This window comes from Dactylosporangium sp. CA-139114, assembly GCF_050955725.1.
In the GTDB taxonomy this organism is placed as follows: Bacteria; Actinomycetota; Actinomycetes; order Mycobacteriales; family Micromonosporaceae; genus Dactylosporangium.
Map to the genome: position 1 here is coordinate 794,326 of NZ_CP192080.1, position 26,400 is coordinate 820,725.

A 26,400-nucleotide genomic window follows, 5' to 3' on the forward strand; every position below is an offset into this window, starting at 1 on the left:
GGTCATACGATGTTTCGTCTGGGCGCCCGGCGCTTCGCCGACGGCGACTACGCGGTCATGGCGATCGTCAACCGGACTCCGGACTCCTTCTTCGACCGGGGTGCAACTTTCGCGGAGGACGCGGCGCTGCGTGCCGTGGAGGCCGCGGTCGCCGACGGGGCGGACATCGTCGACATCGGCGGGGTGAAGGCCGGGCCGGGCGAGACCGTGGACGCCGCCGAGGAGCTGCGCCGCACGCTGCCGACGGTGGAGAAGATCCGCGCGATGTTCCCCGACGTCGTGATCTCGATCGACACCTGGCGGGCGGAGGTGGCCCGGGAGGTCGTCGCGGCCGGCGCGGACCTGATCAACGACACCTGGGCCGGGGCCGATCCCGCCCTGGCCGAGGTCGCCGCGGAGACCGGGGCGGGGCTGGTGTGCTCCCACGCGGGGGGTCTCACCCCGCGGACCCGTCCGCACCGCACGGCCTTCGCGGATCCGGTGGCGGATGTCGTACGGACGGTGACCGCCCTGGCCGATCGCGCCCTCGCGCTCGGGGTGCGCCGCGACGGCATCCTGATCGACCCGGCCCACGACTTCGGCAAGAACACCCGCCACTCGCTGGCGATCACCAACCGGCTCGGCGAGCTCGTGGCGACGGGCTGGCCGGTGCTCGTCGCGCTGTCGAACAAGGACTTCATCGGCGAGACGCTCGACCTGCCGGTGGGGGAGCGGCTGGAGGGCACCCTGGCGGCGACGGCGGTCTCGGCCTGGCTGGGGGCCCGGGTGTTCCGCGCCCACCAGGTGCGCGAGACGCGCCGGGTGCTCGACACCGTGGCGGCCATCCGGGGCGATCGCCAGCCGTCGGTGGCGCGGCGCGGCCTCGCGTAGGGGCGCGGGTCAGGTCCAGCGCAGGATGTTCTTGCGCCACGCGTAGAGGATGCCGAGGAAGAGCACGGCCACGAAGATCGCCATCTCGGTCACGACCGCCCCGCCGTAGCCGGGCGCGGTGTAGATCACCGCCCACGGGAAGAGGAACGCACTCTCCACGGCGAACAGGGCGTACAGATATGCGTACACGTAGTAGCGGATCTGGGCCTGGGCCCAGTCGCCGCCGACCGGGTCCAGCCCGCACTCGTACGTCTCGTACTTCGGGTCCAGGGCGTTCGTCCAGGTGGCCGAACGGCGCGGACCCAGCAGCCGGTTGGCCGTAAACGCGGCGACGAACACCGCGGCTCCGACCAGGAGCAGGAGCCCGAGCGTCGCATATCCCCCCAGATATCCGCTCATGGCACGCACCGTACACGCATCATCACGATCTCCGACATGCCGAAAACGCGAAACTGTCTAGATAATGTGCTGCAGGTTTCTTGCCTCACGGCAACAAGCCGGGCGGACGAACCTCCGCCGGACACGAGATCAGAAGGACACCCCTCATGGAAGCACCCTCGGGCCGCCGAACCACACGGCGGCTGCGGGCCGGCTCCTTCGTGCTCCTGGCCGCCGCGTGTGCCCTGCTGTTCGCCGTGCCGGCGCACGCGGAGCCGGGCGACGGCGAGACCAGTACCGCTCCCGTCGAGACCCCCACCACCGACGTCCCGACGCAGGAGCCGACGACGACCGCGCCCACCGAGGCCCCGGCCACCACCGAGGCCCCGCCGCCGCCCCCGCCGGCGACGACCGCCGCGCCGCCCCCGCCGCCGGCCGCGCACCGGTTCAAGATGACCGTGAGCACGGTGTCGCTCGGCGACGCGTACTGGCAGGGCGACGGCACCGGCGAGCTGGTCGTCGCGGTCAAGAACACCGGCGAGAACGTCGGCAAGGACACCGTCACCGGCTTCTACGCGCTGCCGAGCGGGGCCCAGGCCGCCGGCGCGTACGGCACCGGCGGCTGCGCCGTGGCCCCCGCCGCGCTGAGCTTCAGCTGCACGCTGCCCGAGCAGGGCCTGGGTCAGGTCGTGGTGAAGGTGAACGTCGACCAGGGCGCGTGGAAGACCATCGGGATCGGGCAGGTCACCGCCGCGATCGGGCAGTACCAGCGGATCGCCCCGATCGCGTTCGCGTTCACCACCCCGCCGACGCCCGGCATCGAGCTCAACACCTCGGCCCCGCCGCTGCCGGCCGCCGCCGCCGCGCAGGACGAGCTCCTGCAGCTCGCGGTGCGCCTGCGCAACACCGGCGCGACCAGGGCCGCGGGCGCGGTCGAGATCGTCACGCCACCCGGTGTGGACCTGGTCACGTTCCCGTCCGTGTGCCGCTCGCACAAGCGCGTCGGCCCCGACCGGGACCGGTGTGAGCTCGGTGACATCGCGGCCGGCAAGGAGGTCTCGACCGCCTTCGGGATGACCGTCAGCGCCGCCGCCCGTGCCGAGCTGCCGCTGACCGGGGCGGTGCACGGGTACCTCGTGCCGCCCGGGCAGGACATGATCGAGACCCGCTACGACTTCAAGATCACCGCGCCTCCGCTGGTCGGCGTGGAGGCCCCGCTGCCGACCTCGGCGCCGCCGTCGCCGGTCGCCCAGCGGACCTTCGAAACCGACTTCAGCCTGCGCAAGCAGTCCAACGACGGCGGAACGATGTCCAGCCTGCCGATCGTGGGCGGCATCGTCGGGCTGGTCGCGATCGTCGGCGCGCTGGTCGTGTTCTCGGTGCGCCGCCGCATGCGCGACGACGTCGAGGACGACGCGCTGAGCGCCGACGAGGTCGAGGACGTGGTGCTGGTGCCGGCCCAGAGCGGCGGCCCGACCGGCCCGTCGGCCGCGCTCACCCGCTCGCCGATCCCCCGCTCGCTGACCCTTCCGCGCCTGCCCAGCGGCCCGGTGGCCGGCTCCGGCTTCCGCGACCGGGAGCGGGCCGGGCGGGACGAGGACGGCGACTGAACGCCCGCATCGGCGGCATTCGCCCCCGGTGCACACCGGCGCCTCGCGCGCAATGACGAAAGTCGCACCTTGGGCGCCGCGGAAGGGATATGCGCCGCAGGCGAGCCGGTCGCGCCGACGTACCCTCAGGGGTGTACGACAACCCATCCGCCGCCACAGGAGGTCAGCTCACGTGACCAAGCAGGTCCGCCAGCTGGATCGAGTGGTCATCAGGTTCGCTGGCGATTCCGGCGACGGCATGCAGCTCACCGGTGACCGCTTCACGTCCGAGACCGCACAGCTCGGCAACGACATATCCACCCTGCCCAACTTCCCCGCCGAGATCCGGGCCCCTGCCGGGACCCTGCCGGGTGTGTCGAGCTTCCAGGTGCACTTCGCCGACTTCGACATCCTCACGCCCGGTGACGCGCCGAACGTGCTCGTGGCCATGAACCCGGCGGCCCTGAAGGCGAACCTCGCCGACCTGCCCAAGGGCGCCTCGATCATCGTCAACACCGACGAGTTCACCAACCGCAACCTCGCCAAGGTGGGGTACTCGTCCAACCCGCTCGAGGACGGCACGCTGGAGGGCTGGAACGTCGCCCCGGTCGGCCTGACCTCGATGACGGTGAAGGCGCTGGAGTCGTTCGAGATCTCCAAGAAGGACGCCGAGCGGGCCAAGAACATGTTCGCGCTCGGGCTGCTGTCGTGGATGTACTCGCGCCCGCACGAGTCGACGCTGTCGTTCCTGGAGCGCAAGTTCGCCTCCCGCCCGGAGCTCGTCGCCGCGAACATCGCCGCGTTCAAGGCCGGCTGGAACTTCGGCGAGACCACCGAGAACTTCGCGGTGCGCTACGAGGTGAAGCCGGCGCGCATGGTGGCGGGCAACTACCGCAACATCACCGGCAACGCGGCGCTCGCCCTGGGCGTCGTCGCCGCGGGGGTGCGCGCCCAGCTGCCCGTGTTCCTGGGGGCCTACCCGATCACCCCGGCGTCGGACATCCTGCACGAGCTCAGCAAGCACAAGAAGTTCGGCGTGACCACCGTGCAGGCCGAGGACGAGATCGCCGCGATCGGCGTGGCCCTGGGCGCCTCCTACGGCGGCGCGCTCGGCGTGACCACGACCTCCGGCCCCGGCGTCGCGCTCAAGGGCGAGACGATCTCGCTCGCGGTCGCGCTGGAGCTGCCGCTGGTGATCATCGACGTGCAGCGGGCCGGGCCCTCCACGGGCCTGCCGACCAAGACCGAGCAGGCCGACCTGAACATGGCCCTGTTCGGCCGGCACGGCGAGGCCCCGGTGGCGGTGCTCGCGCCGCGCTCGCCCGCGGACTGCTTCAACACCGCGCTCGAGGCGGCTCGCATCGCGCTGACGTACCGCACCCCGGTGATCCTGCTCTCGGACGGGTACATCGCCAACGGCTCCGAACCGTGGCGCCTGCCGGAGGTCGACGAGCTGCCCGACCTGCGGGTCCAGTTCGCCACCGAGCCCAACGGCGAGGACGGCAAGACGTTCCTGCCCTACCTGCGCGACCCCAAGACGCTCGCCCGCCCGTGGGCCGTCCCCGGCACGCCCGGCCTCGAGCACCGCATCGGCGGTCTGGAGAAGGCCGACAAGACCGGTGACATCTCCTACGACCCGGCCAACCACGACTTCATGGTGCGCACCCGCGCGGCCCGCATCGAGGGCATCGACGTGCCCGACGTCGAGGTCGAGGACCCGGACGGCTCGGCCCGCGTGCTGGTGCTCGGGTGGGGCTCGACCTACGGCCCGATCGGCGCCGCCGCCCGCGCGCTGCGCCAGCGGGGCCTGGCCGTGGCCCAGGCGCACCTGCGCCACCTCTCGCCCATGCCGAAGAACCTGGGCGAGGTGCTCAAGTCCTACGACAAGGTCGTCATCCCGGAGATGAACCTCGGCCAGCTCGCCGGCGTGATCCGGTCGCGATACCTCGTCGATGTCATCGCCTACAACCAGGTCCGCGGCCTGCCGTTCACCGCGGCCGAGCTGGAGGGTGTGCTCGAGGAAGTGGTCAAGAATGCCTGAGCAGTTGAAGCTCACGACGAAGGACTTCAAGTCCGACCAGGAGGTCCGCTGGTGCCCCGGCTGCGGGGACTACGCGATCCTGGCCGCGGTCCAGTCGTTCATGCCCGAGCTCAACATCCCGCGCGAGCGGATCGTGTTCGTCTCCGGCATCGGCTGCTCCTCGCGGTTCCCGTACTACATGAACACGTACGGCATGCACTCGATCCACGGCCGCGCGCCGGCGATCGCGTCCGGGCTGTCCGTGTCGCGGCCGGACCTGTCGGTCTGGGTGGTCACGGGCGACGGTGATGCGCTGTCGATCGGCGGCAACCACCTCATCCACGCGCTGCGCCGCAACGTCAACCTGAAGATCCTGCTGTTCAACAACAAGATCTACGGCCTGACGAAGGGGCAGTACTCGCCCACCTCCGAGGTTGGCAAGATCACCAAGTCGACCCCGGCGGGCTCGGCCGACTCGCCGTTCAACCCGATCTCCCTGGCCCTGGGCGCGGAGGCGAGCTTCGTCGCGCGGACCATCGACTCGGACCGCAAGCACCTGCAGTCGGTGCTGCGCGCCGCGGCCGAGCACCGCGGCTCCGCGTTCGTCGAGATCTACCAGAACTGCAACATCTTCAACGACGGCGCGTTCGACGCCCTCAAGGAGCCCTCGACCCGCGACGACTTCGTCATCCGGCTCGAGCACGGCCGGCCGATCACGTTCGGCAAGGACGGCGAGTGGGCGGTCACCCACCCGCCCGGCGCCTTCGGCCTCTCCGTGGTGCCGACCGCCGGGGTCGCGCCCGAGGAGATCGTGGTGCACGACCAGTCGGTCGCCGACCCCGCCTACGCGTTCGCGCTGTCCCGCCTGCCCGGTCTCGACCTGCGCAACACCCCGATCGGTGTGTTCCGCTCGGTGGACCGGCCGGCCTACGACGACGTCGTGCGCGACCAGCTCGTCGCGGCCAAGGCCAAGGCGAAGGGCACGCCCGACGAGGAGCTCGGCGCGCTGCTCAACAGCGGCGACACCTGGACGATCCTGTAACGCTCGGCACGGGACCGCCGCCGCTCAGGCGGCGGCGGTTTCCTGTTCCAGCCACCGGGTCAGCGTCCGCACGCCCCAGCCCGTGGCGCCCTTGGTCAGCTCGCCGTCGCCGGAGTCGGCCCAGGCGGGCGAGGACATGTCGAAGTGCGCCCAGCGGTCCCGCAGCGGGCCGGTGAACTCGCGCAGGTAGAGCGCGGCCATCAGCGACCCCGCGCCGACGTCGGTCGAGTTGATGATGTCGGTGAGGTCGCCGCGGATCTCCCCGGCGTAGTCCTCGCTCAGCGGCATCCGCCACACCGACTCGCCGCACGCCTCGGCCGCGGCCGCGAGGCCGGCGGCGAGGGTGTCGCTGTGGCTGTACATCGCCGCGGTGCGCTTGCCCAGCGCGACACCCTGCGCGCCGGTGAGCGTGGCCAGGTCGATCATCACGTCGGGGCGCAGGCGGCGCACGGCGTAGGCCATGGCGTCGCCGAGCACCAGCCGGCCCTCGGCGTCGGTGTTGAGGATCTCCGACGTGATCCCGCCGTAGTGCGTGACCACGTCGCCGGGGCGCATGCTGTCGGCGCCGAGCGCGTTCTCGGCCAGCGGCGCCAGCGCGGTGATCCGCACCGGCAGCCGCATCGCGGCGGCGGCCAGCGTCGCGCCCACGACCGCGGCCGCGCCGCCCATGTCCTTGCGCATCAGCTTCATCCCGGCCAGCGGCTTGATGCACACGCCGCCGGTGTCGAACGTGATGCCCTTGCCGACCAGCACCACGTGCCGCTTCGCGCCGCGGGGCCGCCACGCCACCTCGACCAGGCGCGGCCCGCGCCCGGCCGCGGCCCCCTGGCCGACCGTGAGGATCGCGTTGAAGCCGTGCTCGCGCAGGTAGGCGGGCTCGCGGACCTCGACCGTCACCCCCGGCACCCCGGCGGCGGCCTTGAGCACCTGCTTGGCGAACCAGGCCGGCGTCTTGCGGTCGCTGGGCATGTTGGTCAGGTCGCGGGCCAGGGTCGTGGCGGTGACGATCGCCCGGGCCTGCTCCAGCGCGGCGTCGAGCTCGTCGCTCGCCGGGAGCGCCACGGTGACGCGGCGCAGCGGGTCGGGCTCGGCTTCGGCCAGGCGGAAGCGGTAGGAGGCGAGCCACAGGCCCTCGGCCAGCGCGCGGATCGCGGCGGGCGGGGTGTCCGCCGGCACGAGAATCCGCAGCGAGGCCTCGGAGCGTGCCTGCCGGGCCAGCGCCGCGCCCGCGGCCCGCCAGCCGGACTCGTCGCCCTCGCCGATGCCGGCGAACAGCAGCGGCGAGGGTTTGCGGCCGGGCCGTGGCAGCTTGTGCACGGTGCCGGCCGACCCGGTGTGCTCGACGTCCTCCAGGAACGCCGTGCACTCGGCCAGGTCGGCCGGGCCGAGGTGCAGCAGGTCGACGGCGGACTCGGGGTCGCCGGACGTCACCACGACGGCCACCGCGCCGGAGGAGCCGCGACCCGTGGCGAACCTGATGTCCAGCAAGGAGACCCTCCATGTTCCGGCGCAGTTCGTGCGCACAGCAACGGGAGCGACCGCACACCGGCCGCTCCTCCCAACCCAGTCAACCCGAAAGCGGAGCCGTATGCAGGAAGACTCAGCCAGTGGCCGTCTTCAGCGCCTCGCTGAGCTCGTTGGCCTCATCCTTGGTCATCTCGACGACGAGCCGTCCACCACCCTCGAGCGGGACGCGCATGACGATGCCGCGGCCCTCCTTGGTGACCTCCAGCGGACCGTCGCCTGTCCGCGGCTTCATGGCCGCCATGTTGTCTCCCTTCGCTCCCTGATGTCCCAGACACCAGGTGGCACAGCCGTCCCCGCATGCCGGCGCGCCTGTTCACGGAGCCTCTACCGGACCCGCAGGCCCCGTGAGGTACGCACCAACCGTTGATTTTCCCTGATGATGGCCCCAAGACCCAAACCGGGGCGCGAACCTTGTGACAACTCCTGGCGGGAAATGCCGGTCAACTGTCACAATAAGCGGCCATGCAGGCCCGGTCCGCCCTCTTTGACCTCTACGGCGACCATCTGCGCCCGCGTGGCGGGCGGGCTGCCGTCGCCGCTCTCGTGCGCCTGCTCGCTCCCCTCGGCATCGCCGCGCCGGCCGTCCGCACCGCGGTGTCGCGGATGGTCAGGCAGGGCTGGCTGCATCCCCTACGGTTGCCGACCGGCCCCGGCTACGGCATCACCCCCAAGGCGGCACGCCGCCTCGACGCCGCCGGTGCCCGCATCTACCGCACCCAGCGACCCGGCGGCCCCGGGAGCGCGTGGACCGGCAGGTTCGATCTCATCACGCTGGAACCGCCCGCGCACCGAGGCGCGCGGGCGAGACTGGTGGCGAACCTCGGATTCCTCGGCTACGGCTCGGTCGACGGCTCCACCTGGATCGCCCCGCGCCCGGGGGAGGGCGTCGACGCGCTGCTCACGGAGGCCGGTGTGCGCTACGACCGCTTTACGGCGGAGCATTGCGGCGGTACCGATGGGGCGATGCATCTCGTCGCCAGAGCCTGGGACCTCGACGCGATCGCCGCGGCCTACGGCGAGTTCGTCGAGCGCCTCACACCGCTGGTGCAGTCCGTCGGCCCGGCCACGCCCGACGAGCAGGCCTACGCGGTCCGGTTCACGCTGGTCCACGCCTGGCGCGGGTTCCTCTTCCGCGACCCCCAGCTGCCGCCGCAGCTGCTGCCCGAGCGCTGGGCCGGCACCGCGGCGGCGGCCTTCTTCGACCACCACGCCCTGCGTCTGCGCCCCGCCGCCGACCGGTTCGTGGACGCCTGCCTGACCCTCTGACCCCTGGGAGTAGCCATGGATGACCTGCTCGTCGAGCGCACCGAGACCGGTGTGGCGATCCTGACCCTCAACCGCCCCGACGCCCTCAACTCGCTGACCGACGGGCTGAAGGTGGCCCTGCGCGACACCCTCAAGGACATCGCGGACGACGCCTCGGTGCGCGCCGTGGTCCTCACCGGCGCGGGGCGCGCGTTCTGCGGCGGCCAGGACCTGCGCGAGCACGCGAGCTCCCTGGAGGCGGGCACCGGCGCGTCCCTGTCCACCGTCACCGAGCACTACAACCCGATCGCCACGCAGCTGGCCGGCCTGCCCAAGCCCGTCGTCGCCGCCGTCAACGGCATGGCCGCCGGCGCCGGCGCGTCCCTGGCCCTGCTCGCCGACTTCCGCGTGGGCGGCCCGAAGACCGCGTTCCTGATGGCCTTCGCCAACGTCGGCCTGGCCGGCGACACGGGGATCTCCTGGAGCCTGCCGCGGATCGTCGGCCACGCGAAGGCGACCGAGCTGCTGCTGCTGGCCGAGCCGGTGAGGGCCGAGGCCGCCTTCGCCCTGGGCATGCTGACCCGCCTGGCCGAGTCCGACGAGGACGTCCTGCCCGCGGCCCTGGCGCTGGCTGGGCGCCTGGCCGCGGGGCCGACGGTCGCGTACGCCCAGATCAAGCGCGAGCTGGCGGCGGGCGGCTCGGGCTCGCTGGCGGACGCTCTGGCGGTCGAGGCCGAGGCTCAGGCGCTGTGCGGGCACAGCGCGGACCACCGCAATGCGACGGCGGCCTTCGTGGCCAAGCAGAAGCCGGTGTACGAGGGCCGTTGACGGTCGGGCGCGGCCCCTGGCCCGGTTCGCACTGACTGGGGCGTGCCCACCACCGTGCTCGCCCTGGCTCTGTGCGGCTCGCCCTGGCTCTGTGCGGCTCGCCCTGGCTCTGTGCGGCTCGCCCTGGCTCTGTGCGGCTCGCCCTCGCTCTGCGCGGCTCGCCCCCGCGCGATATGTCGGGCGCTGCGCGCCGCGACATATCGGACTTATCGCATATGTGGCGATCCTTGTTCAACGACGGCTGAGCCTGGCTTAACGTGCCTCGTACAAACGCGCCATAGCGTGGGGCCCATGGCCGATCGTGAGAAGGTTGCGCATCTGCTGCGCCGGGCGACGTTCGGGCCCACGGCAGAGGAGGTCGACGCCGCCGAGTCCAAGGGCCCGGCGGCAACCCTGGACGCCCTGTTCGGCCCGCCCGACCCCGACGCCGGAGCGGCCCGCACGCCACTGCCCAAGCTCGGCCCGGTCCTCAACGACAAGACCGACCGCGCCGAGCAGATCCGTACCGTCGGCACCTGGTGGCTGGACCGCATGGTGCAGGCCGACCACCAGGTGCACGAGAAGCTGACCTTCTTCTGGCACGGCCACTGGGCCACGTCCGCCGACAAGGTCAAGTCCGGTCCGCTGATGCTCGGCCAGCAGCAGACCCTGTTCCGCACCGCCCTCGGCGACTTCGCCGCCCAGGTGCACGCGATGCTGCGCGACCCCGCGCTCATCATCTGGCTGGACGGGCAGAAGAACACCGACAAGTCCCCGAACGAGAACCTGGCCCGCGAGCTCATGGAGCTCTTCACGCTCGGCGTGGGCCACTACACCGAGCAGGACGTGCGCGAGGGCGCGCGGGCCCTGACCGGCTGGGTGGTGGACCAGAAGGCGGGCACCGCGACGCTCAACGCCAAGCGCCACGACGACAAGCCCAAGACGATCCTCGGCCGGACCGCCGACTTCGACGCCGATGGTTTCGCCGACGTCCTGCTCGCCCAGCCGGCCTGCCCCGAGTTCGTCGCGAGGCGCCTCTGGCTGCGCTACTGCAGCGACGCCCCCATCCCGCAGGACGTCCTCGACGCCGCCAAGACCCAGAAGACGACGGCGGCGGTACTGCGCTCCCTGCTCGCCGCCGACGGCCACGCCGAGCTCGTCAAGCAGCCCGTCGAGTGGTTGGTCGGCGCCCTGCGGCAGCTGCGGATCCGCCCCGGCGAGCTCCCCGACGCCCAGCGCAAGCAGCTCCTGAACGCCCTGAACCAACTGGGCCAGGTCCCGCTGCGCCCGCCGAGCGTGGGCGGCTGGCCGGCGGGCGCGGCGTGGCTCACGACCTCGGCCACCCAGGGCCGGATCAAGCTCGCCCAGATCCTCGCCGCGCGGGCTGCGCAGCCGGTACTGGACCGTCTCACCGCCGTCCCCGCCGCCCAGCGCCCCATGGCCCTGGCCCGGCTGCTCGTGATCGACGCGTTCACGGACCGCACGCTGGCGGCGCTGACCCCGGCCGCGAACGATGCCCGGCGGCTGCTGACGCTCGGCCTGGCCAGCCCCGAGTACGCGATCAACTGACGCGGAGAGGAGACGGCATGGACGCCACCCCGGCCGGGAACGAGACCCGGCGCCTGCTGACGCCGCAAGGGGGCCGCATGGACGCGGCGCTGACCCCGGCCGCGGCTGGCGACCGGCGCCTGCTGATGCCGGAAGGGGCGGCGTGGGCGCGGCGCTGACTCCGGCCGCGGCTGACGACTGGCGCCTGCTGATGCCGGAAGGGGGCGGCGTGGGTGCGGCGCTGACTCCGGCCGCGGCTGGCGACCGGCGCCTGCTGATCAACCGACGCTGAAAGGAGGCGGCATGGACGCCTTGACCCGTAGGAAGTTCCTGATCGCCAGCGGCGTGACCGGCGGCGCGGCCCTCGTCGCCGGGGGCGCCTGGACGCTGCGCGACATCTTCGACACCGCCGGTTGGGACGACCGCCCCGGCGAGGCCAAGACGCTCGTGCTCGTCACGCTCTACGGCGGCAACGACGGCCTGGCCAACGTCATCCCGTACGCCGACAAGGCCTACGCCCCCGCCCGCCACGAGCTCGCCTACAAGCCCGAGGAGGTCCTCAAGCTCGACGACGCCCTCGGCCTCAACCCCGGGCTCGCCGGCCTCAAGCGCATGTTCGACGCGAAGAAGCTCGCCATCGTCCGCGGCGTCGGCTACCCGAAGCCCGACCACAGCCACTTCCGGTCCATGGACATCTGGCAGACCGCGCAGCCCGACCGCCCGGGCAACACCGGCTGGCTGGGCCGGTGGCTCGACGCGTTCGGCGGCGACCCGCGCCACGCGGTGTCGTTCGAGCCGGTGCTGCCGCCGCTGCTGGCCGGCGCCACGACCGCCGGGGCCGCCGTGCCCGTCTCCGGCCTCACCCTGCCCAAGGGGGTCAAGCCCGAGGCGCTCACCGCGTTCGGCAAGACCTCCGACGGCGAGCCGCCGCTGCAGGCCCGCGCCGCCCGCGCCTTCGCCGACCTCGTCGAGGTCGACGCGCTCATCCACAGCGTCGACGACCACGACGGCGACGGCGAGACGTCCGCGTCGACCGGCACCGGCACCGGCGGCCGCTCCGACCTCAAGGCCCAGCTCGGCCTCGTGGCCCGCTGCGTCGAGGCGAACGTGGCCACCCGCGTCTTCTCCGTCTCCCTCGGCGGCTTCGACCTGCACGCGGAGGAGCGCAACTCGCAGGAGATCCTGCTCAAGATCCTCGACGAGGCGCTGACCACGTTCGCCGACCGCATGGCCAAGACCGAGGCCGGCCGCAAGGTCGTCGTCGCCGTGTACTCGGAGTTCGGCCGCCGCGTGGCCGCCAACGGCTCCGACGGCACGGACCACGGCACCGCCTCGAACATGTTCATCCTCGGCAGCCCGGTGAAGGGCGGCCTCTACGGCGAGCAGCCCAGCCTCGCCGACCTGGACAACGGCGACCTGAAGTTCACGACCGACTTCCGCAAGGTCTACGCGACGCTGCTGCGCGACGTGCTCGACGCCGACCCGGAGCAGATCCTCGGCTACAAGGACCAGCTGGCGGGCATCCTCTGAGTCCGCACCGGGCCTGCGGGGCCGGTGCTGGGCGTGGTGCGGTGCCTCGACGTCCGGCCGGCGGTGAGCCCGAGACGGGCCGGACCCGCAGCCGCCGGCTCGGCGGCGGTGCGGGTCCGGACCCGGAGCGGCTCAGCCCACCATGACCTCCGCGGGCACCAGTTCGTCGGGCGACGGCTCGATGGCGAGATCCGGCTCAGCCTCGGGCGAGAAAGCGGAGGAAGCAGGCAAGGAGAAGGACGGGGAGCCGGGCACGGCGGCGGGCGAGAGCGAGGACGGGGAGCCGGGCACGGCGGCGGGCGAGAGTGAGGACGGGGAGCCGGGCACGGCGGTGGGTGAGGGCGAGGACGGGGAGCCGGGCACGGCGGTGGGTGAGGGCGAGGACGGGGAGCCGGGCACAGCGGCGGGCGAGGGCGAGGGCGAGGACGGGGAAGTGGGCGAAAGCGCGAACGACGCGGCCGGCGGCTCAAGCGAGGCGAGCGCCGGGCCGGGATCGTTCGGGCTCCACGGGGCCGGGTGCCGGGCAGCCGACCGCGGGCGGGTGCTGCCCGCGGTGGAGCGCGGCCGTCGCGCCGCCGGGGGCCGGCGCCGGGCGGAGCGCTCGCGTGCCTTCTCGTCCTGCTCCAGCCAGGTGAGGGCGGTCCGGCACGTGTACGCCCACCAGCCGATGAACGGCCCGTAGCGCTCCCGCAGCTCGTCCGGCGACGGCTGAGCGGCCCCGTAGACCGCGCGGGCCGTGTGCGCGTATTGCTCCATCTCCAGCGGCACCGCGTCCGGGCGGCCGAGGGCTCGCAGCAGCAGCGCGTGTGCCGTGTAGTCGCCGATGCCCCGCACCGCCAGCAGCGCGGCGCGGGCCTCGTCGTAGGGGCCGGTGCGCAGCAGCTCCTCGTCGATCGCGGCCACCCCGCCCAGCACCTCGGTCAGGCGCTCGGCCTTGTTCCGCACGCCGACGTAGGGCAGCACCTCGGCCGGCGAGAGCCGCGCCAGTCGCGGCAGGTCCGGAATCGCGGTGAAGTCCTCGTCGCCGGCCCGCACCGAGGCGCCGAGGTAGAGGGTGAGGCGGCGCTTGTGCAGCGTCGCATACCACTGGGTGGAGTTCTGCAGGAGCGTGAAATACACGACCCCCTCCGCCAGGCTCGAGAACCGCACCTGGTGCAGGCCCCGGGCGACCTCGAGCAGCGGCCGGACGCACTCGTCGGCCTCGGCGCGGCGCAGGAACTCGGCGCGGTCGTCGTCCAGCCCGAGCCAGCCGGAGACCCGGGCCCGCACCGCGTCGAGGTCGGGCCCGGCGAGCGGCTCGGCGCTGAACACGGTCAGCCCGGCCCCGGGGGCGCCGTCGTCGCGCTCGGCGACCTCGACCACGACCGCCGCGTCCGGGTCGGCGGGGTGCGGGAAGGCGCGGCGCACCCGCTCGCCGGGGCGCAGCGAGATGTCGCGGCGGCCGGGCCGGAAGTCCGCGAGCGCGCGAAGGGAGCAGCCGAGGTCGAAGGGGGCGGTGGCGGACAGGATCGTGTGGGTGATGATGCCGAGTTCGGTCATGGGGGCATCTTCGGACGCCGGTACGACAGTTTCGGGTTCGCGGCCCGCCGGTCGCTACTGTGCGCGAGCTGCGAGTAGCAGTCCGTCGCCGAGGGGGAGCAGGGCCGGGATCCACGCCTCGCTCTCGCGGAGGGATTTGACGGCCTCACGCAGCAGTACCGTCTCGGCATCCCGAACCGTGGGATCACTGACGCGGCCGCCGGCCAGGGCATCGGCCAGGGCCAGGGTGCCGCCGGGGCGCAGGAGCCGCTCGGCCGCGGCGATCACCGGACCGTACTCGCTGGGATCGTGGTCGACGAAGACCAGGTCATAGGCCCGGTCGGCCAGGCGCGGCAGCACGTCGAGCGCGCGGCCGGTGATGATCCGCGTGCGCGAGGGCGCGTTGCCGGCCGCGGAGAACACCCGCCGGGCGATGCGCTGGTGCTCGGCCTCGAAGTCGATCGTGGTGAGCACCCCGTCGCGGCGCATCCCGCGCAGCAGCCAGCCGCCGCTCACCCCGGTGCCGGTGCCGACCTCGACGACCGCCTTGGCGTTGCTCACCGCCGCGATCACCCGCAGCGCCGCCCCGCAGCCCCGGCTCACCGCGCTGATGCCCAGCTCGAACGCCTGCTCGCGAGCGGTCGCGAGGACCGGGTCCTCGGCGACGAAGCCGTCGATGAAGTCAGCGGTCCGGGCGGAGGCGGTAATGGGACACCCCTTAAGAGAAGTCGATTGACCGCAAGCCTAGGAGACCTCGCCCCCACATGCTCGAAGCCGGGGCGTGTAATGCTGGATGCGAAACGGACGGAGGAGCCGATCGTGACAGACGGTTCGGCCTGGCGTCAGCCGGGCCCCGGCGCGCCGGCCAGCAACACCGGCTGGGGAGCGCGCCCCGCATGGGCCACACCCGGTGCCCCCCAGGCCGCCGCCCCCAGGCCGGCGCCCGACAGCTGGTGGTCCGACGCGCTGGCCGACCCCTGGCGCGACCCGGACGCCCCGGTCGTGGTGGTCAAGCCGCCCTCCGACGAGTCGCCCGAGCTCGAGAAGCCTCCGCCGCCCTCGCCCGGGCCGCGGGTGGGTATCGGGCTGGTCCTCGTCGTGTCGATCGTCACCGCACTGCTCGCGGGAGCGCTCGGCGGCACCCTGGGCTACGTCTTCGCGATGGGCGGGGGCGGCGCCACCCTCGGCTCCGGCCAGGTCGGCAACGCCCCGCTGAACAACCGCGCCCCCGAGTCGATCGCCGGGCTGGTCAAGAAGGTCCTCCCGAGCGTCGTCACGATCAGCATGCGGGTCGGCAACGGCACCTCCCTGGGCTCCGGCTTCGTCGTCAGCGGCGACGGCCACGTGATCACGAACAACCACGTCGTGGAGGGCGGCACCGGCGCGGCGACGATCCGCTTCAGCGACGCCAGCGTGGCCGCGGCGAGCGTCGTGGGCACCGACCCCGAGTCGGACATCGCGGTGCTCAAGATCGACACGAACGGGCTGCCGGACGGTCAGCTGGCCCCGGTCCAGTTCGGCAACTCCGACACCATCCAGGTCGGCGACCCGGTCGTCGCGGTCGGCGCGCCGCTCGGGCTGACCAGCACCGTGACCTACGGCGTGGTCAGCTACCTCGACCGCCCCATCCGCACCAGCGAGAACGGGACGGCGCGGTACTACTCGGCGATCCAGACCGACGCCGCCGTGAACCAGGGCAACTCGGGCGGGCCGCTCTTCGACGCGGCCGGGCGCGTGGTCGGCATCAACTCGGTCATCGGCACCCTCTCCGAGGACCAGGCCAGCGCCGGCAACGTCGGGCTCGCCTTCGCCATCCCGATCAACCACGCCCGGCGCGTCGCCACCGACATCATCAACACGGGCAAGGCGCGCCGCACGGTGATGGGCGTGCAGGTCGACGGCGCCTACCAGAACCCGGCGGGTGGCGCGCGCCTGGCCACCGTCGAGCCGGGCGGCCCCGCCGCGGCGGGCGGGCTCAAGGCGGGCGACGTGGTCATGGCGGTCAACGGCAAGCCGATCGACGAGTCGTGGGACCTCACCGCCCTGATCCGCAAGTACGCGCCCGGCGACACCGTGGAGATCCAATACCTGCGCGGAGCCGCCAAGGCCAAGGCCTCCGTGGCCCTTGTCGCGGATGCGAAGTAAGCGACTGACCGGGCCCTCCCGGAACCGGCCCGGGTGTGCGTAGTCTGGGGCAGCGAGAGCAAGGGGAGGGCCGGCACATGGGCTTCGACATCGGCGGCTGGGAGTTTCTGGTCATCATCCTGGTCGGCGTCTTCATCTTCGGGCCGGACCGCCTGCCCAAGGCCATCAGCGACGGCGTGAAGATGCTGCGCCAGGTCCGCCAGATGGCCCGCAACGCCACCGGCGACCTGAGCAAGGAGCTCGGCACCGACATCCAGCTCGAGGACCTGCACCCGAAGACGTTCCTGCGCAAGCACCTGCTCAGCGAGGAGGACGAGGCCGCGCTGCGCAAGCCCCTGCAGGGCATCTACGACGACGTGCGCGGCGTCGCCGACCAGGTCAAGCGCGACGCCTCGGACGCCGCGGCGGCCGCCAAGAACGTGGGCAAGGCCACGACCCCCGCGGCCGCGCCGGCACCTGCGTCCCAGCCGGCGGTTCGCGCCAGCTGGGACGACGTGACCTGATCGACCGCCGCGGCGGGCGCCGGGACGACCGGACCTGGACTACCGCCCGGCGGGCTTCAGGCCCAGCGGCTTGCCCACCAGGCTCTCGCGCCGCAACGCCAGCCGGTCCGCCACCGCGGCCAGGGCCTGCGCCGCGGGCGCGTCCGGGGTCGCCAGCACGAGCGGGAGCCCGGCGTCGCCCGCCTCGCGCAGCCGCGTGTCGAGCGGGATCTGACCCAGCAGCGGCACCTTCGCCCCGACCGCCCGGCTGAGCGAGTCGGCGACCGTCTGCCCGCCGCCGGCCCCGAAGACCTCCATGCGCTGCCCGTCCGGCAGCTCCAGCCAGGACATGTTCTCCACGACGCCGACGATGCGCTGGTGCGTCTGCAGCGCGATCGAGCCGGCCCGCTCGGCGACCTCGGCCGCGGCGGCCTGCGGGGTCGTCACGACGAGGATCTCGGCCGAGGGCAGCAGCTGGGCGAGCGAGATGGCCACGTCGCCGGTGCCCGGGGGCAGGTCCAGCAGCAGCACGTCCAGGTCGCCCCAGTACACGTCGGCGAGGAACTGCTGCAGCGCGCGGTGCAGCATCGGGCCGCGCCAGACGACGGCGGCGTTGCCCGGGGTGAACATGCCGATCGAGATGACCTTCACGCCGTGCGCCGACGGCGGCATGATCATGGACTCGACCTGCGTCGGCTTGCCGTCGGCGCCCAGCATGCGGGGCACCGAGTGGCCGTAGATGTCGGCGTCGACCACGCCCACGGACAGGCCCCGGGCGGCCAGGGCGGCCGCGAGGTTCACGGTCACGCTGGACTTGCCGACGCCGCCCTTGCCGCTGGCCACCGCGTAGACGCGGGTGCGCGAGCCGGGCTGGGAGAACGGGATGACCGGCTCCTGCACGTCGCCGCGCAGGCTCGTCTGCAGGTCCTTGCGCTGCTCGGGGGTCATCACGCCGAACTCGATCTCGACCCCGGCCACGCCGCTGACGGCCCCGACCGCGCGGGTGATGTCGGTGCGCAACTTGTCCTTCAGCGGGCAACCGGCCACCGTGAGCAGGATGCCGATGGCGGCGACACCGTCCGGGCGGAGGGTGACGTCGCGGACCATGCCCAGCTCGGTGATGGGGCGGCGGATCTCGGGGTCGTCGACGGTCGCGAGCGCAGCGGCGATCGCGTCTTCGACGGTGGTGGCCGGGGCAGACATGGGTGCCATGGTACGTCGGGCAGCCCGCCGTATCCGCCGCGTCAACCCCACACGAGGAACGCGTCACACGCCCGGTAAGCGAAGCATGTCACCCGTGTGCGCCTGAGGGGGCTTGTCCGCGTGCCGAAGACGGTGGGATCATCGTTTACAACGCCGCGCGCCTAGCCCCTTGAGGCGCGCGGCGTAATGCTGCCCGGTCCCACATGCTGGTCAACCCGGGTGCCGCTCAGTCCCGGCGGGAGCGGCGGCGCGGCGGCTCGTCGGAGTCCACGACGTCGTCCGGCTCGTCCTCCCCCAGCGGCTCGGCCAGGGAGCCGAGCGCCTTGCGCACCTTCTTGCGCTCCGCCTTCGCCCGCCGGTCGGCCGCCTCGTCCAGCTCCTCCGCGACCCGGGCCAGCTCCGAGCGCAGGAAGTCGCGGGTCGCCACCTCGCCGAGCGCGATGCGTAGCGCCGCGATCTCCCGCGCCAGATACTCCGTGTCCGCCTTCTGCGCGGCCGCGCGCCGGCGGTCCTCCTCCGCCGCGAGCCGGTCCCGGTCCGCCTGGCGGTTCTGCGCGAGCAGGATCAGCGGCGCGGCATACGAGGCCTGCAGGGACAGGATGAGCGTGAGGAAGGTGAAGGTGTACGGATCGAACTGCCAGCTTTTCGGGGTGAGCGTGTTCCAGGCGATCCAGGCCAGGATCACGACCGTCATGTAGACGAGGAACTTCGCCGTGCCCATGAAGCGGGCGATCCCCTCCGACCACTGCCCGAAGGCCTCCGGATCGAAGCGGGGCAGCGTGATCCGGGAGGCGCGCGGCTGGTCGAGCCGCCGGCGCTCAGCCACGGGTGCCGCCCGATGCGCCCGGCACCGCGATGGGCAGGGGCTCGGCGTGGTCGCGGTCGCGCCAGTCCTCGGGCAGCAGGTGGTCGAGCACGTCGTCGACGGTGACCGCGCCGACCAGCTTGTCGTTGTCGTCGACCACCGGCATCACCACCAGGTTGTAGGTCGCCATCCGGCGCGTGATCTCGGCCAGCGTCGTGCGCGGCGCCAGCGGGTCGATGTCGTTGTCGACCACGCCCCCGAGCAGGGCGGAGGGCGGTTCGCGCAGGAGCCGCTGGAAGTGCACGACGCCGAGGTACCGCCCCGTCGGCGTGGCCATCGGCGGGCGCGTGACGAACACGCCGGCCGCGACCGCCGGCGACAGCTGCGGCTCCCGGATGCGGGCCAGGGCCTCGGCGACGGTCGCGTCGGGCGCCATCACGATCGGCTCCGAGGTCATGACCGCGCCGGCCGTGCCCGGCTCGTACTCCAGCAGGGCCCGGACCGGGGAGGCCTCGTCGGGCTCCATGAGGTCCAGCAGCACCTCCTGCTCGGGCTTGGGCATCTCGGCGAGCAGGTCGGCGGCGTCGTCCGGGTCCATCTCCTCCAGCACGTCCGCGGCGCGCTGCGGCTCCAGCGCGGTGATGATCTCCAGCTGGTCGTGCTCCGGCAGCTCCTCGAGCACGTCGGCGAGGCGCTCGTCGTCCAGCGCCGCGGCGACCTCGACCCGCCGGGTCTCGGAGAGGTCCTGCAGCACGTTGGCGAGGTCGGCGGCGCGCATGTTGTCCAGCACGGCGAGCAGCCCCGCGGTGCCCTGCGTCTGCGGCTCCCCGGCGAGCCCGGTCACCTCGGACCACTCGAGCTGGTTGAGGTGGCCGCGGCGAGTGAGCCGCCCGGTGAACTCGCGCACCGCCACCCGCGACAGCGACCACTCGCCGGTGCGATCGGCGTCCATGGCCACATCGACCACGGCCCCCGTCCGCCCGGTCGCGGCCACCGTCACGTGCCGGTCCATGAAGTCCTCCAGCACCAGCAGCTCGCCCGGGCGCTTCTCGAAGCGGCGCAGGTTGAGCGTGCCCGTGTTGAGCACCACGGCGTCGGGCTCGATCGCGGTGATCCGGCCGATCGGCAGGAAGATGCGCCGGCGCATGGGCATCTCGGCGACCAGCCCGACCACGCGGGGCGGCTGGCTGCCGGGCCGGGCCCGGGCGACGGCGTCGCGCACCCGGCCGACCTGGTCGCCGTTCGGATCGAACACGCTCAGGCCCGCGAGGCGCGCGATGTAGACCCGCGGCGCAGTGCTCACGAGGCTCAAGCCTACTGAAGCAGGCCACAAAGCAGGCGTTGGACCGAACCTGAGTGACATGTGCCCCCTAGGCTGCCTTCATGAGCATGGTGCGGTACGCGATCGTCGACGTCTTCACCGACCGGCCCTTCACCGGCAACCCCCTGGCGATCGTCTTCGACGCCCAGGACCTGGCGACCGAGCAGATGCAGGCGATCGCGCGGGAGTTCAACCTCTCCGAGACGATCTTCGTGCTGCCTGCGACGCCGGGCACCGCCGCGACGTACCGCGCCCGGATCTTCACTCCGGGGACCGAACTGCCCTTCGCCGGGCACCCGACGGTCGGCTGCGCGGTGACCCTCGTGCGCAACGGCGTGATCAAGGGCCCCGACGTGGTGCAGGAGTGCGGGGCCGGGCTGCTGCCGATCCACGTCGACGAGGTGCACGGCGCCGCGACCGTCACCGGTGGTCCCCCGACCGTCGGACCCGCCCTGGACCCGCTGCCGCTGCTGGAGTCGATCGGGCTCACCGAGGCCGACCACGTCGGCCCGGCACCCCGCAAGGCCGGGTGCGGGCTGGAGTTCACGTTCCTGTCGGTCACCGACGAGGCCGTGACCCGGCTGCGGCTGCAGCGGCCCGTGGACAACCTGAGCGTCCTGCACTGGGACGCCGAGCGACAGCTCGCGCACGTCCGGGTGCTCGTGCCCGAGGTCGGCGTGGCCGAGGACCCGGCGACCGGCTCGGCGGCGATGGGGCTCGGCGTGTGGCTGGTGACGAGCGGGCTGGTGGCGGCCGACGGGCTGAGCCAGTACGAAATCGCGCAAGGTCTTGAAATGCACCGACCGTCGGCCCTGCACTGCACGGTGACGGCGCAGGCGGGTGCGGCCGTGTCGGCCACGGTCTCGGGTCACGTGGTGCCGATCGCCTCCGGTGAGATGATCGTGCCACCGTTCGTCGGTTGACGGCGCCGGCCGCCGAGGACCACCACGGCCACGCCCGCCAGCAGCAGCGCGATGCCCGGCAGCGTCCGCGCCGCCGGCAGCTGCCCGAGCAGCACCCACGCGATGACCAGCGCGCCCGGCACCTCCAGCAGGAGCAGGACCGCGACCGTCGTGGCGCTGACCCGGTGCAGCGCATAGTTGATCAGGGTGTGGCCGAGCAGCTGGGGCCCGATCGTCATGCCGGCGATCGCCAGCCAGGTGCTCCAGGTGTACCCCCACAGCCTCGCCCCCGTCGCCAGGCACACGACGACGATGAGCGCCGCGCAGATGCCGTAGCAGACCGAGGCGTAGACGCTCGTCGTCAGGCTGGCCCGTGCGCGCTCGCCGAGCAGCGTGTACCCGGCCGCGGCCATCCCGCCGGCCAGCGCCAGCCCGTCGCCCAGCAGCGCCCGCCCCGACAGGTCCGGGTCGGCACCGGTGGCCAGCGCGACGCCGGCGACGGCGATCCCGATGCCGGTCCAGGTGCTGCCCGGCACGCGCACGCCCCGGAGCGCCGCGACCAGCGCCGTCCACACCGGCGTGGTCGAGACCAGCGCGACCGACATCGCCACGCTGGTCAGCTTGGCGCTCGGCACCCAGGTGCCGAAGTGCACGGCCAGGAACACCCCGGACAGCACGGTGACGCCGAGCGCCCGCCGGTCGGGCCGGGCCCGCCCCTGCCGCAGGGCCACCGGCGCCAGCGCCGCGGCGCCCAGCGCGTTGCGCCAGAACGCTATGGCGAGCGCGGGAGCGGCCGCGAATGCGATCATGGGTGCGGAGGCCGACACCGCCACGATCGCGACGACCAGTGCGAAAACCGTGGAGAGACTGACCTTGCGCATGGTGCGAATTGTCGTTGATCCGACACGACACGCCACGGGGACCAGGTAGACCGTTCGGAGGATGCGAGGGGGACCGAACGGTGATAGAGGCTGTCTGTTTTGACTACTACAACACGTGTACCAGCGCTGTTCGCCGGAGCGGGGGGCACCGCCGGACCGCCGAGGTGCTCGGCGTCGACCCGGCCGCGTGGCTGTCGGTGCTCGACCGCACCTACGACGAGCGGGCCCGCGGCGGCTACGGCAGCCACCTGGCAGGCCTGCGCCGGCTGTGCACCGAGCTCGGCGCGGAGCCGACGACCGCCCAGTTACGCGAGGCGGCGGAGCTGCGGCTGGCCACCGTGCAGGCCGACGCCCCGCTGCGCCCGGAGACGCTGGGAGTCCTGCACGCGCTGCGGGCCGCCGGCGTGCGCATCGCGATCGTGAGCGACTGCTGGTTCGAGCTCCCCCTCGTGCTGCCGCGCACGCCGCTGGCCGACGTGATCGACGCCGCCGTGTACTCCTGCCAGGTCGGGCACACCAAGCCCCACGCCGCGATGTACGCCACCGCCTGCGCCCAGCTCGACGTGGACCCGGCCCGCTGCCTGTACGTGGGCGACGGCGGCAGCCGCGAGCTCACGGGCGCGGCGCGCTTCGGCCTGACCGCGATCCAGCTGCGCGCGCCGGACCTGGGCGCCCACCTGACCTTCCACGCCGAGCCCGACTGGCGCGGCCCGGTGGTGACGAGCCTCGAGTCCGTCCCGGGGCTGGTGGGCGCTCGCGAGCTGGTCGCCTGACGGGCCTATTCTGGGGGCGTGACCGTGACGGCGGCGTTGTCGCCGGCGGATGGCCGGTACCTCGCCCGCCTGGCGGCGGACGCGGTGCACGCACGGCTCACGGGCTCGCCTTTGGCTGCGACGATTCCGCTGGACAGCCCCCTCCAGCGCGAGGGCGCATCCTTTGTGACGCTGGAGCGGGCCGGGGTGCTGCGGGGGTGTGTGGGCAGCCTGGAGGCCGTCCAGCCGCTGCACCGTGACGTGGTGCGCAATGCTGTGCAGGCGATGCGCGATCCTCGGCTGCCTCCGGTGACAGTTGAGGACTGGCCGGGGCTCGACGTGAAGGTGTCGGTGCTGAGCCGGCCCGAGCCGGTTGCCGCGGAGTCCCGAACCGCCCTGGTGGCGGAATTGCGGCCGGGCGAGGATGGCTTGATTCTGCAGGATGGGGCGCGGCGGGCGACGTTCTTGCCGGCGGTGTGGGCGAAGCTGCCGGATGCGGAGCGGTTCGTGGATGCCTTGCTGCGCAAGGGGGGTTGGCCGGCGGGGGAGTGGCCGGTGCACGTCGAGGCGCTGCGCTACACGTCGACCGAGTACCGGGATGCGGCGCCACGACCAGAAATTTCCGCATAAATCCGCATTTGCGCCCTTTTTCGGATGCTGGGGATCGGTTCGGCGCTGCGCGGGCGGTTCGGAGCGCGGAGTCAACGGCGGCCGAGTGCCTCAAAATCCACAGCGCAGAGCAGCCGGCGGCGTGGGTGCCGCAGTGCGGCAAACCCCGGCAGCGCGAACCCGCGGATGCCGCAGCGCAGGCGGCGCGTCAGATGCTATGCCCTGATGTCCCGAAAAATACGTTGATTGATGGTCAAAACGGTCAAGCGGGCGCAATTGTGGTCGGCACCCGGGGCGGGCCCGTGCGGCGGGGAGGGCGGGGGCGGTCTTGGGGGCGGCGGCCGTGCTGGGCGCTGCGACTCCGGCCAACGCGGCCAGGACACGCACGGCCCCTCGGCGGCGCAAGATCCCCGCCCCCGACTCCAAAGCGCAGACCCCTGACTCGAAGGCCGCAAGATCTCCGCCTCGGCTCCAACCCGCCCGGCAGCGCCCCGCCACCCGCGAGCACCGCCCCAGGTCAACGCCTCGACGGCTGCCCCAGCGGCCTCCAACCCCAGCGGCCCCGGCCAGTGACGCGCCCCCATGCCGGCGCCCCGCTGGCAGCCGCAGCGGCCCAGATCGAGGCCAACACCAGCGGCCCCATCACCCCCGACCGTGATTGGATGTCGAACATGGACGCACTGGTCGAGGAGGCGGCAAAGAAAGCCGCAGTGGCCTGGATCGCCGTCGCCGGCAACCCCCCAACCCTCGCCTGGTGCGCCTGGCTCGGCGGCGCCCTCCTGGTCGTGACGGGCGAGGGCGAGCAGGCGATCCCCGGCCTCGCCGAGGCCGACACCGCCGAGGTGATCCTCCGGGGCGACCACGGCGGCCGGATCGTCACCTTCCCCGCCGACGTCACCCGCATCGCCCCGCAGGACGAGGCGTGGACCGAACTCGTCCCCCAGCTCGCCGCCAAGCGCCTCAACAGCTCCGGCGCCGCCGACGACCTCGTCCGAAGGTGGGCCGAGCGCTGCGTCGTCAGCCGTCTCACCCCGGCCGGCGCCTCCGCGGACATGCCCGACGACGCTCAGGCCGCCCCGCCCCGCCCGACCCCCGCCACCCGCATCCCCCGTCGCCCGTTCCGCCTCCACAAAGTCCGCGGCGCACGGGGCCGGTGAGCCGCTCACCGTCCGCCCCCAGCAAAGTCCGTGGCGCAAAGGGCCGTTCACCTGCGAGAAGGAGTCAGATCGCCCGGTGGCCGTCCTCCTTTTTCAAACCTCATCTTACCCACCGCAACCTAATCGATCACGCTCCGACAAGATCGAAAAAGCGCTCGGTAACCAAGGCATCACCCCAGGCCGACGGCGTGCAGGCTCTCCTCCCACAGCCGGGCCGCCAGCGCGGGGCTGTCGGTGTCGCGGGACGGCCGGGTCAGTTTGCGATCCACGTAGTACCCGCCCGACGTCAGCTGCGACGCCGGAGTCGCGGCCAGCCACACCAGCGTGTCCGCCCCGCGCTGCGGGCTGCGCGCGAACGGGGCCAGCCGCGCCGCCAGGTTCACGCCGATCGTCGAGCCGAAGCGGCTGCGCACGAAGCCCGGGTGGTACGACGCCGACATGATGTCCGGCCAGCGGCGGGACGCCTCGGCGGCGAAGAGGATGTTCGCCTGCTTCGCGGAGCCGTACTGCCGCCACAACCCCCGCTTCCGGGCGCCGCGCAGATCGGCGGGGTCGAGGGCGCCCATCGCGTGCGCGCCCGAGGCGGTGTTGATGATCCGGCCCCCGCGGAGCTGTTCGCGCAGGAGACTACTGAGCAGGAACGCCGCGAGGTGGTTGGTCTGCAGGGTCGCCTCGAAGCCGTCGGGGGTGATCTGGTGGCCGCGCACGACGCCGCCCGCGTTGTTGGCCAGCACGTCGATGCGCTGGTAGCGCTGGCGCAGGTGGTCGACGAGCACGTGGACGTCGTCGAGCCGGGCGAAGTCGCTGCGGTACGCGGGGGCTGTCCGGCCGCCGCCCGCCTGGGAGACCGCGGCGGCCGCGGCCTCGAGCCGGGCGGGGTCGCGCCCGACGAGCACGGTGTTCGCGCCGCGGCGGGCCATGTCGATCGCGGCGGCCAGGCCGATGCCGGAGCTGGCCCCGGTGATGACCACCGTACGGCCGGTGAGATCTCCCACAGGGGAGTTCTGTGTACTCACGCGTCGAGGTTACCGTTTGGTAGCCGCCTGAACCTCGATAAGGAGCCGCCGATGGCCGCCCTGGGACGCCCGCGCCGCTCGTGCCTCGCCGTGCCCGGCTCCAGCGTGAAGATGCTGGCGAAGGCTCAGGGGCTGCCGGCCGACCAGGTGTTCCTCGACCTCGAGGACGCCGTGGCGCCGCTGGCCAAGCCCGAGGCGCGCAAGAACATCGTGGCGGCCCTCAACGAAGGCGACTGGGCGGGCAAGACGCGTGTCGTGCGGGTCAACGACCTGACGACGCCGTGGACGTACCGCGACGTCATCGAGGTCGTCGAGGGCGCCGGCGAGAACCTCGATGCCATCATGCTGCCCAAGGTGCAGAGCGCCGGTCAGATCGAATGGCTCGATCTGACGCTGACCCAGATCGAGAAGACGTTGGGGCTCGAGCGCAACACGATCGGCATCGAGGCGCAGATCGAGAACGCCGCCGGGCTGGTCAACGTCGATGCCATCGCCGCGGCCAGCAAGCGCGTCGAGACCATCATCTTCGGCCCGGCCGACTTCATGGCCTCGATCAACATGAAGTCGCTGGTCGTGGGCGGGCTCATCCCCGGGTATCCGGGCGACCCCTACCACTACATCCTCATGCGCATCCTGATGGCCGCCCGCATGCACGACCTGCAGGCCATCGACGGCCCGTTCCTGCAGATCCGCGACGTCGAGGCGTTCCGCGAGGTCGCCGGGCGCAGCGCCGCGCTCGGCTTCGACGGCAAGTGGGTGCTGCACCCGGGCCAGATCGAGGCGGCCAACGAGGTGTACTCGCCCGCCCAGGACGACTACGACCACGCCGAGCTGATCCTGGACGCGTACGACTACTACACCTCCGAGGAGGGTGGCCGCCTCGGCGCCGTCATGCTCGGCGACGAGATGATCGACGAGGCCTCCCGCAAGATGGCCCTGGTCATCGCGGCCAAGGGGCGCGCCGCAGGGATGAAACGCGGCACCGTCTTCACCCCGCCAAACTGAGAAAACGCGCGTCGCATTGCCCGGTGGCGCGTCCGGCAGGCAGGATTT

General features: G+C 72.7%; 26 protein-coding genes. 16 read left to right on the plus strand and 10 right to left on the minus strand.

The window, feature by feature from the left end; translation table 11 throughout:
• Positions 1 to 9: 9 nt before the first annotated feature.
• Positions 10 to 870: a dihydropteroate synthase gene (gene folP / locus ACQP2P_RS03640; protein WP_433613252.1), complete on the plus strand. Its 861-nt coding sequence runs from the start codon at positions 10 to 12 to the stop codon at positions 868 to 870.
• A 9-nt stretch (positions 871 to 879) separates the two neighbouring features.
• Here folP and ACQP2P_RS03645 read toward each other — a convergent pair whose 3' ends face one another.
• On the minus strand, positions 880 to 1,269 hold the full coding sequence (locus tag ACQP2P_RS03645) for an NADH-quinone oxidoreductase subunit A (protein ID WP_433613254.1): 390 nt from the start codon (positions 1,267 to 1,269) through the stop codon (positions 880 to 882).
• Between the two features lie 146 nt (positions 1,270 to 1,415).
• Between ACQP2P_RS03645 and ACQP2P_RS03650 the strand changes: the two genes are divergently transcribed.
• The 3 genes from ACQP2P_RS03650 (at position 1,416) to ACQP2P_RS03660 (ending at position 5,899) form a co-directional block, all read left to right on the plus strand.
• Positions 1,416 to 2,858, plus strand: coding sequence for a hypothetical protein (locus ACQP2P_RS03650; RefSeq protein WP_433613256.1), 1,443 nt, complete (start codon positions 1,416 to 1,418; stop codon positions 2,856 to 2,858).
• 172 nt (positions 2,859 to 3,030) lie between these two features.
• Positions 3,031 to 4,878: a 2-oxoacid:acceptor oxidoreductase subunit alpha gene (locus ACQP2P_RS03655; RefSeq protein WP_433613258.1), complete on the plus strand. Its 1,848-nt coding sequence runs from the start codon at positions 3,031 to 3,033 to the stop codon at positions 4,876 to 4,878.
• Positions 4,871 to 5,899 carry a 2-oxoacid:ferredoxin oxidoreductase subunit beta gene (locus ACQP2P_RS03660; RefSeq protein WP_433613260.1) on the plus strand — a complete coding sequence of 343 codons (1,029 nt, stop codon included), beginning with the start codon at positions 4,871 to 4,873 and terminating at the stop codon, positions 5,897 to 5,899. The genes ACQP2P_RS03655 and ACQP2P_RS03660 overlap by 8 nt, the downstream gene beginning before the upstream one ends.
• A 24-nt stretch (positions 5,900 to 5,923) precedes the next feature.
• Here the strand turns inward: ACQP2P_RS03660 and ACQP2P_RS03665 are convergent, their stop codons facing one another.
• Positions 5,924 to 7,387, minus strand: coding sequence for a leucyl aminopeptidase family protein (locus ACQP2P_RS03665; RefSeq protein WP_433613262.1), 1,464 nt, complete (start codon positions 7,385 to 7,387; stop codon positions 5,924 to 5,926).
• A 112-nt stretch (positions 7,388 to 7,499) separates the two neighbouring features.
• Positions 7,500 to 7,667: a DUF3117 domain-containing protein gene (locus tag ACQP2P_RS03670; RefSeq protein WP_081971220.1), complete on the minus strand. Its 168-nt coding sequence runs from the start codon at positions 7,665 to 7,667 to the stop codon at positions 7,500 to 7,502.
• Positions 7,668 to 7,888: 221 nt separating this feature from the next.
• On the opposite strand from ACQP2P_RS03670, the gene ACQP2P_RS03675 reads away from it, so the two are divergent.
• The 5 genes from ACQP2P_RS03675 (at position 7,889) to ACQP2P_RS03695 (ending at position 12,556) form a co-directional block, all read left to right on the plus strand.
• On the plus strand, positions 7,889 to 8,692 hold the full coding sequence (locus ACQP2P_RS03675; protein WP_433613264.1) for a PaaX family transcriptional regulator: 804 nt from the start codon (positions 7,889 to 7,891) through the stop codon (positions 8,690 to 8,692).
• Between the two features lie 15 nt (positions 8,693 to 8,707).
• On the plus strand, positions 8,708 to 9,499 hold the full coding sequence (locus tag ACQP2P_RS03680) for an enoyl-CoA hydratase-related protein (RefSeq protein WP_433613266.1): 792 nt from the start codon (positions 8,708 to 8,710) through the stop codon (positions 9,497 to 9,499).
• A gap of 291 nt (positions 9,500 to 9,790) precedes the next feature.
• On the plus strand, positions 9,791 to 11,047 hold the full coding sequence (locus tag ACQP2P_RS03685) for a DUF1800 domain-containing protein (protein ID WP_433613268.1): 1,257 nt from the start codon (positions 9,791 to 9,793) through the stop codon (positions 11,045 to 11,047).
• 17 nt (positions 11,048 to 11,064) lie between these two features.
• A complete protein-coding gene (locus tag ACQP2P_RS03690) occupies positions 11,065 to 11,205 on the plus strand; it encodes a hypothetical protein (protein WP_433613270.1) in 141 nt (46 codons plus the stop codon).
• Positions 11,206 to 11,329: 124 nt separating this feature from the next.
• Entirely contained in the window at positions 11,330 to 12,556 is a 1,227-nt protein-coding gene (locus ACQP2P_RS03695; RefSeq protein WP_433613272.1) for a DUF1501 domain-containing protein, read from the plus strand.
• Between the two features lie 132 nt (positions 12,557 to 12,688).
• Here the strand turns inward: ACQP2P_RS03695 and ACQP2P_RS03700 are convergent, their stop codons facing one another.
• Both ACQP2P_RS03700 and ACQP2P_RS03705 read right to left on the minus strand, forming a co-directional pair.
• Positions 12,689 to 14,095: a hypothetical protein gene (locus tag ACQP2P_RS03700; protein ID WP_433613274.1), complete on the minus strand. Its 1,407-nt coding sequence runs from the start codon at positions 14,093 to 14,095 to the stop codon at positions 12,689 to 12,691.
• A gap of 54 nt (positions 14,096 to 14,149) precedes the next feature.
• The gene (locus ACQP2P_RS03705) at positions 14,150 to 14,752 is read right to left on the minus strand and encodes an O-methyltransferase (RefSeq protein WP_433089812.1); all 603 of its coding nucleotides are present in this window, start codon (positions 14,750 to 14,752) and stop codon (positions 14,150 to 14,152) included.
• A 141-nt stretch (positions 14,753 to 14,893) separates the two neighbouring features.
• Between ACQP2P_RS03705 and ACQP2P_RS03710 the strand changes: the two genes are divergently transcribed.
• Positions 14,894 to 16,219 carry a S1C family serine protease gene (locus ACQP2P_RS03710; protein WP_433613276.1) on the plus strand — a complete coding sequence of 442 codons (1,326 nt, stop codon included), beginning with the start codon at positions 14,894 to 14,896 and terminating at the stop codon, positions 16,217 to 16,219.
• A gap of 77 nt (positions 16,220 to 16,296) precedes the next feature.
• Positions 16,297 to 16,722 (plus strand): Sec-independent protein translocase protein TatB, encoded by a 426-nt coding sequence (gene tatB, locus ACQP2P_RS03715; RefSeq protein WP_433613278.1) that lies wholly within the window; start codon positions 16,297 to 16,299, stop codon positions 16,720 to 16,722.
• 39 nt (positions 16,723 to 16,761) lie between these two features.
• Here tatB and ACQP2P_RS03720 read toward each other — a convergent pair whose 3' ends face one another.
• The 3 genes from ACQP2P_RS03720 to ACQP2P_RS03730 all read right to left on the minus strand — a co-directional run bounded on the left by ACQP2P_RS03720 (position 16,762) and on the right by ACQP2P_RS03730 (position 20,012).
• Entirely contained in the window at positions 16,762 to 17,904 is a 1,143-nt protein-coding gene (locus ACQP2P_RS03720) for a P-loop NTPase (protein ID WP_433613280.1), read from the minus strand.
• Positions 17,905 to 18,130: 226 nt separating this feature from the next.
• A complete protein-coding gene (locus ACQP2P_RS03725; protein WP_433613282.1) occupies positions 18,131 to 18,730 on the minus strand; it encodes a DUF1003 domain-containing protein in 600 nt (199 codons plus the stop codon).
• Positions 18,723 to 20,012: a magnesium transporter MgtE N-terminal domain-containing protein gene (locus ACQP2P_RS03730; protein ID WP_433613284.1), complete on the minus strand. Its 1,290-nt coding sequence runs from the start codon at positions 20,010 to 20,012 to the stop codon at positions 18,723 to 18,725. Before ACQP2P_RS03730 ends, ACQP2P_RS03725 begins: the two co-directional genes overlap by 8 nt.
• 80 nt (positions 20,013 to 20,092) lie before the next feature.
• On the opposite strand from ACQP2P_RS03730, the gene ACQP2P_RS03735 reads away from it, so the two are divergent.
• Entirely contained in the window at positions 20,093 to 20,953 is an 861-nt protein-coding gene (locus tag ACQP2P_RS03735) for a PhzF family phenazine biosynthesis protein (RefSeq protein ID WP_433613286.1), read from the plus strand.
• Here the strand turns inward: ACQP2P_RS03735 and ACQP2P_RS03740 are convergent.
• Positions 20,899 to 21,813: a DMT family transporter gene (locus tag ACQP2P_RS03740; protein ID WP_433613288.1), complete on the minus strand. Its 915-nt coding sequence runs from the start codon at positions 21,811 to 21,813 to the stop codon at positions 20,899 to 20,901. The genes ACQP2P_RS03735 and ACQP2P_RS03740 overlap by 55 nt on opposite strands.
• An 80-nt stretch (positions 21,814 to 21,893) precedes the next feature.
• Here ACQP2P_RS03740 and ACQP2P_RS03745 point away from each other — a divergent pair, with 80 nt between their 5' ends.
• From ACQP2P_RS03745 to ACQP2P_RS03755, 3 genes are all read left to right on the plus strand, one after another.
• Positions 21,894 to 22,586 (plus strand): HAD family hydrolase, encoded by a 693-nt coding sequence (locus ACQP2P_RS03745; RefSeq protein WP_433613290.1) that lies wholly within the window; start codon positions 21,894 to 21,896, stop codon positions 22,584 to 22,586.
• Between the two features lie 18 nt (positions 22,587 to 22,604).
• Positions 22,605 to 23,195 carry an AmmeMemoRadiSam system protein A gene (gene amrA / locus ACQP2P_RS03750; protein ID WP_433613292.1) on the plus strand — a complete coding sequence of 197 codons (591 nt, stop codon included), beginning with the start codon at positions 22,605 to 22,607 and terminating at the stop codon, positions 23,193 to 23,195.
• Between the two features lie 641 nt (positions 23,196 to 23,836).
• Entirely contained in the window at positions 23,837 to 24,331 is a 495-nt protein-coding gene (locus ACQP2P_RS03755; protein WP_433613294.1) for a hypothetical protein, read from the plus strand.
• A gap of 170 nt (positions 24,332 to 24,501) precedes the next feature.
• On the opposite strand, the gene ACQP2P_RS03760 is transcribed toward ACQP2P_RS03755, so the two are convergent.
• On the minus strand, positions 24,502 to 25,347 hold the full coding sequence (locus ACQP2P_RS03760; RefSeq protein ID WP_433613296.1) for an SDR family NAD(P)-dependent oxidoreductase: 846 nt from the start codon (positions 25,345 to 25,347) through the stop codon (positions 24,502 to 24,504).
• 51 nt (positions 25,348 to 25,398) lie between these two features.
• On the opposite strand from ACQP2P_RS03760, the gene ACQP2P_RS03765 reads away from it, so the two are divergent.
• Positions 25,399 to 26,352, plus strand: a complete 954-nt coding sequence (locus ACQP2P_RS03765) for an HpcH/HpaI aldolase/citrate lyase family protein (protein WP_433613298.1) — start codon at positions 25,399 to 25,401, stop codon at positions 26,350 to 26,352.
• Positions 26,353 to 26,400: the final 48 nt, after the last annotated feature.